Origin of the sequence: Streptosporangium nondiastaticum, assembly GCF_003011965.1 — a bacterium.
GTDB lineage: Bacteria > Actinomycetota > Actinomycetes > Streptomycetales > Streptomycetaceae > Streptomyces > Streptomyces nondiastaticus.
The window spans coordinates 1-1,143 of the sequence record NZ_PXWG01000310.1; the positions used below are offsets into that span (position 1 = coordinate 1).

A 1,143-nucleotide genomic window follows, 5' to 3' on the forward strand; every position below is an offset into this window, starting at 1 on the left:
GGCGGGGGACGGCGGGGACGGGGGCTGACCTGCGGACGGAGCGCACGTACGGGGCCGCCCCGGCGCCGGGCACGGGGCAAGGGTGCTGCGCGCGCCCTTGAATCCGCCGCGGCGGCGATCAGCCACGACGGTGGAGTTCGGCGGTGCCGTACGGACCTGAGGCCGGGGCGGCACCGCCGGATCGCGCCGTGGTGGCTGATCACCGCCGCGGCGGGGTTTCTCTGCCTGCGGCAGAGGGTGCGGTGCGGCCGGGCCGCCCCGCGAGGGCTCGGGGCCGCGCCCCCTACGCCTGCTTCTTCGCGCCCGCGCCCGTGCCCGGCGACGGCGTGGCCACCGACGCCGACGCCTGGGCGTTCGCGCGGGCCATGATGCGGCGGAACGTGTAGCCCGCCACGTCGCGGCCCGCCTGGAGGGCGTCCTTGTCGTCGTCGGGGACGGCCTTGCCGTTCGTGTAGCCGGCGACGGTGAAGTACGCGTAGCGCCCCTCCGCGTTCGCGGTGAGGCGGCAGGCCGTGGCCCGGCAGAAGGACGGGCCGTCCCCCGCGAGGGACTCGATGTTCCCCGTGGACTGCTCCTTGGCCTTGTCCGCCGCGGCCTTCGTGTCGAAGACGGCGACGCCGACCGTCACCGCGACCCCGTCCCGTACGTACGTGGCCCGCAGCACCTGGCGGCAGCCGTTGCCGGTGAGGACGGCGCCGAGGCCGCCCTGCGCCGCCGTGGCGCAGTCCTCGTTCGTGGCCGTGGCGGTGCGGTCGTACTTGCGCTTGTCGAGGGACGGCTTGCTGTGCGGGAACAGCGTCTTCGTGCTCAGCGGGGCCTTGTCCTTCTCCGCGCTCGCTATGAACTCGCGCGGGTTCGGCGGAGGCGGCGGAGCGACCTGCGAGAACGACGGCTCGGGCGTCCCGGAGGAGGTCGGGAGCTTCTGCGGCGAGGGCAGCCCGGAGGCGCTGCCGCTCTTGCCGGAGCCGACGACGAGCGCCGCCACGGTGCCGGCGACGGCGACCGTGGCCACCGCGCCGCCGCCGATCAGCAGCCACTTGCGGCGGCGGCCGCGGGCGGCGGTGGTGTCGGCGAGGGCGTCCCAGTCGGGGGTCTGCGAGGCCCGGCCCGGGGCGGCCGGGCCCCACGGCGCGGGCGGCTGGG

General features: G+C 76.9%; 1 pseudogene. It reads right to left on the minus strand.

Annotated features, from left to right (window positions below):
* Window positions 1-283: 283 nt before the first annotated feature.
* Window positions 284-1,143, minus strand: a pseudogene (locus B7P34_RS35950) (hypothetical protein); the annotation flags it as partial.